The 4,486-nt window shown below is 47.7% G+C and carries 3 protein-coding genes and 1 pseudogene; 3 read left to right on the top strand and 1 reads right to left on the bottom strand.

What is annotated here, in order from left to right:
- Window positions 1-253 (top strand): annotated as a pseudogene (locus AC9UEP_RS05720) (MBL fold metallo-hydrolase); the annotation flags it as partial.
- Window positions 254-256: 3 nt separating this feature from the next.
- Here AC9UEP_RS05720 and AC9UEP_RS05715 read toward each other — a convergent pair.
- Window positions 257-979 carry a PIG-L deacetylase family protein gene (locus AC9UEP_RS05715; RefSeq protein WP_509544981.1) on the bottom strand — a complete coding sequence of 241 codons (723 nt, stop codon included), beginning with the start codon at window positions 977-979 and terminating at the stop codon, window positions 257-259.
- 28 nt (window positions 980-1,007) lie between these two features.
- Between AC9UEP_RS05715 and pcrA the strand changes: the two genes are divergently transcribed.
- Together pcrA and sucC are read left to right on the top strand one after the other, a co-directional pair.
- The gene (gene pcrA, locus AC9UEP_RS05710; RefSeq protein WP_509544978.1) at window positions 1,008-3,251 is read left to right on the top strand and encodes a DNA helicase PcrA; all 2,244 of its coding nucleotides are present in this window, start codon (window positions 1,008-1,010) and stop codon (window positions 3,249-3,251) included.
- A 64-nt stretch (window positions 3,252-3,315) separates the two neighbouring features.
- A complete protein-coding gene (gene sucC / locus AC9UEP_RS05705; protein WP_509544975.1) occupies window positions 3,316-4,482 on the top strand; it encodes an ADP-forming succinate--CoA ligase subunit beta in 1,167 nt (388 codons plus the stop codon).
- The last annotated feature ends 4 nt before the right edge of the window (window positions 4,483-4,486 follow it).

Below are 4,486 nucleotides of genomic sequence, written 5' to 3'. Positions count from 1 at the left end.
TGATTTTCTAGATCTATCTCTGGCGTACACAGATCGAATTGAAAAAATCTGCTTCGAGACTCTTCAAGAAGCTGCTAAGCCAATAACCATGCTAGAACTGATTGAGATTGCACACACTCGAATGGGACCATGGCCAAATCCGGTATATAAATATCTGGTCTATCCCGTACTTGGACACCTTGAAGTACTTGAATCGTATGGAAAGATTAAGAGAAGCAAAAATAATGCAGGAATCGATACCTTCAGTATCTAATATTTAATTAGTATTTACGATTTTGAATGCTTCCGCGATTCGACCTTCGGGAAGCTCGCCTAAGCCAGCGTTACGTTGGCCCCATTCGCGCAACATTTCTTCCAGATTATCCATATGTGAAGTCTGTGAAGCATGTTCTTTTAGGGCAGCTAACTTAAAGTGGAATGTGTCGGTGATGTCAACGAAGTGATCCGGATGGGCGTGACCTTGCATCCAGACTTCCTTCACCTTCCACGGTTGTAGACCTTCTTGTAATAAATCTGTAAAGGCAAATGGGTTACGAGCATCTGGATAAACCGCTTGAATTGTGGCTTCACCGGCAGCTAAGTGATCTGGGTGGCTGGCACCGATGCGATCCCAATTGCGTTCAGGTGATTGGCAGATCATGCGATCTGGTTTCACCCGGCGAATCTGCCTGACAATATCTTTGCGCAGCGCGATAGTTGGCTCGAGATGACCGTCTACATAATTGAGAAATGTGACATCACTGATTCCGAGTGCGGCACATGCTGCGCGTTGTTCTCGTTGACGAACTTCGGGCATCTCTTCTTTAGTAAATCCAGATTCTTCGCCACCTTGGTCGCCATTGGTGCACAGCACATAAGAGACTTCAATGCCTTGCTTCACCCACTGGGCGATAGTTCCTGAGGCTCCAAAATCTGAATCATCCGGGTGAGCATTGATAACTAAAACGCGCTTGATCTCTGAATCTGCAATAGGCTCCATGATGCACCAGCCTAATAGACTCCGCGGCATGAGCGCGACCGACCCATTGCTAGCCGGACTTAATCCGCAGCAACAGAAGGCGGTTTCTCATGCCGGATCACCTCTCCTGGTTGTGGCAGGTGCTGGTTCTGGAAAAACGCGCGTGCTTACACGCCGAATTGCATACATTATGGCTAGACGAGATGTGCGCCCCTATGAAATCTTGGCAATTACATTTACCAATAAAGCTGCCGGTGAGATGAAAGAGCGGGTCACTGAACTTGTTGGCCCGGTCGCAAAGTCAATGTGGGTCTCTACCTTTCACTCATCGTGTGTGCGCATGTTGCGCCAAGAGGTTGAACGACTTGGCTACAGCAGCACCTTCAGTATTTATGACTCTGCCGATTCGCAAAAGCTCATTTCAAGAGTCATGGAGACGCTCAATCTTGATTCCAAGCGTTATCCAGTACGCCAATTCCAGAATTTGATTTCTAATGCGAAGAACGAATTACAGACACCCTATGACTACTTAAGTCAGACTAGCAATCAATTCGAAACCATCGTTGCCGATGTTTATACCCTCTATGAAAAGCGGTTACAACAAGCAAATGCGATGGATTTTGATGACTTGATCATGAAGACTGTTCAGGTTTTACAGAAGTTCCCTGAAGCCAAGGCGCGCTTTCGTTCTCGCTTTCGTCATATTTTGATTGATGAGTATCAAGACACAAATCATGCCCAGTATCAATTGGTGAAGGAACTCACTGGCGTCGAAGGTGACGGCTTCCCGTTAGCAGAGCTCTGCGTCGTGGGCGATGCCGACCAATCAATTTATGGCTTCCGTGGAGCAACAATTCGAAATATTTTACAATTCGAAGTTGATTACCCGAACGCAACTACGGTCTTACTTGAACAGAACTACCGCTCCACCCAAAATATTCTCAGCGCAGCGAACGCAGTGATAACCAAGAATGAATCTCGCAAAGAGAAGAATCTGTGGTCAGATGCTGGATCTGGTGCACCACTGACTGGATATGTTGCAGAATCAGAGTATGACGAAGCTGAATTTATTAAGGGCGAGATTCGCTCACTACAAGATATGGGCCACTCAAACCCAGGCGATACCGCCATCTTCTATCGCACAAATGCGCAATCTCGAATCTTTGAAGAGGTATTTATGCGCGCCGCAATTCCATACAAAGTCGTGGGTGGGCTGCGCTTCTACGAGCGCAAAGAGGTAAAGGACCTACTGGCATACCTTCGGGTGCTGGCCAATCCTGACGATGAAGTTTCGCTGCGCCGAGTTATTAATTTTCCTAAGCGAGGTATTGGAGATCGAGCACTAGAAGAAGTTGAGTTCTTCGCCGAATCACAGGCAATCACATTCTGGAACGCACTTTTGCGAGTAACCGAGGCAACAGCGGTTCCTAATAAGGCTGCACATTCGATTGCGACTTTTACATCGATGCTAACTGCTCTGCAAACGCTCGTGGAAGCCAAGATCAAACCATCAGTGATTATTGAAGCGGTGCTTGAGCAATCTGGATTGCTGACAGAACTTGAGGCGAGTACGGATCCACAAGATGAAGTACGAGTGGAGAACCTTAAGGAACTTGTTTCGGCCTCCATAGAATATGAAGAGCGTCCATTTGAAGAACTGATCGAGGATGAAGAGATTTCACTTTCAGGATTCCTTGAGAAAGTTTCACTTGTAGCAGACGCCGATGAAATTCCAGATGGGCAAGATCACGGGGGAGTTGTTACCTTAATGACTCTACATACCGCTAAGGGTCTGGAATTTCCAACAGTCTTTCTTACAGGAATGGAGGATGGAATATTTCCTCATGCACGCACTTTGGATGATCCCAAAGAGATTGAAGAAGAACGCAGACTTGCATATGTCGGACTTACTCGTGCAGAAAAACGTCTCTACATCTCCCGAGCCGAATATCGTTTAACTTTTGGAACACCTAAATACAACCCGGCATCACGATTCCTCGATGAGATTCCTGCTGAACTCATGGAATGGAAGAGCGAAGGTCGTTCATCATTGACATCCTCATCCGGTGTGAAGAAATCTCGCTTGCCATCAGGGCCACCACCACGCGCCACCGGAAAGAAATCGACAGCGATGGCACTTGTAGTTGGTCAGCGTGTGTCTCATGACACATTCGGACTTGGCACCGTCGTTGCACTTGCCGGCGAGGGCGATAAAGCAGAGGCGACCATTAACTTCGGCGCCTACGGAGATAAACGCCTGCTGCTTCGATATGCCCCTGTCACAGCGCTATAAATTAAGCCTTTAGGATTAGAGCATAGACGCCCTGCTCATTAGCCACACCTGAAGGAGCCCATTAGTGGATCTCTACGAATACCAAGCCCGCGATCTCTTTGAAAAACATAACGTTCCAGTATTACAAGGAGCGGTTGCTACAACGGCAGATCAAGCACACGATGCTGCGGCGAAGATGGGCGGCAAGGTTGTTGTTAAGGCGCAGGTAAAAGTTGGTGGACGTGGAAAAGCGGGCGGAGTAAAGCTTGCAGTTGATGCAAACGATGCAAAAGAAAAAGCTGGCGCCATTCTTGGAATGGATATTAAAGGCCACACTGTTCATAAAGTGATGATTGCCCAGGCTGCTCCCATTGTTGATGAATATTATGTTTCAATACTTCTTGATCGATCTAACCGCACCTTTCTTGTGATGGCATCTGTTGCTGGCGGCATGGATATCGAAGAAGTAGCACACACTGCGCCAGAGAAATTAGCGAAGGTGCCGGTAAGCGCTGTCGATGGAATTTCACTAGCAAAGGCGAAGGAGATTGTTACCCAGGCACAGTTCCCGGCAGATGTAGCGGAGCAAGTTGCAGACGTACTAGTCAAACTTTGGGAGACCTTCCAATCAGAAGATGCCACTCTTGTTGAAGTAAACCCGCTTGTTAAAACCGAAGATGGTCGCATTGTCGCACTTGATGGAAAAATAACTCTTGATGAGAATGCTGATTTTCGCCAACCAGGTCATGAAGCACTCGTTGATCACGACACCGCCAATGCGCTAGAAGCCGCTGCGAAAGAGAAGGGGCTGAACTACGTCAAACTTGATAACGGTCAAGTTGGAATCATTGGAAACGGCGCCGGGCTTGTGATGTCCACTCTCGATGTTGTTGCCTATGCTGGAGAAAAATTTGGCGGAATGCGCCCAGCTAACTTTCTCGATATTGGCGGCGGAGCATCTGCCCAAGTGATGGCCGATGGACTCTCCATCATCCTTGGTGATGCAGATGTAAAGAGCGTATTGGTCAACGTCTTTGGTGGAATCACAGCATGCGATTCGGTAGCAAATGGAATTGTTCAGGCTCTGGAACTCCTCGGACCAAAGGCAACAAAGCCAATAGTTGTTCGACTCGATGGAAATAACGTTATTGAAGGACGCGCAATTCTAAGCGCAGCTAACCATCCTCTGGTGGAGCAGGCGCAGACTATGGATGGAGCAGCATCACGTGCTGCAGAATTGGCGGCCAAGTAATGTC

The sequence above is a fragment of the Candidatus Planktophila sp. genome, from assembly GCF_040402315.1.
Taxonomy (GTDB): Bacteria; Actinomycetota; Actinomycetes; order Nanopelagicales; family Nanopelagicaceae; genus Planktophila.
Note: the sequence above shows the minus strand (reverse complement) of the source record. Positions and strands in the feature narration are given on the sequence as shown.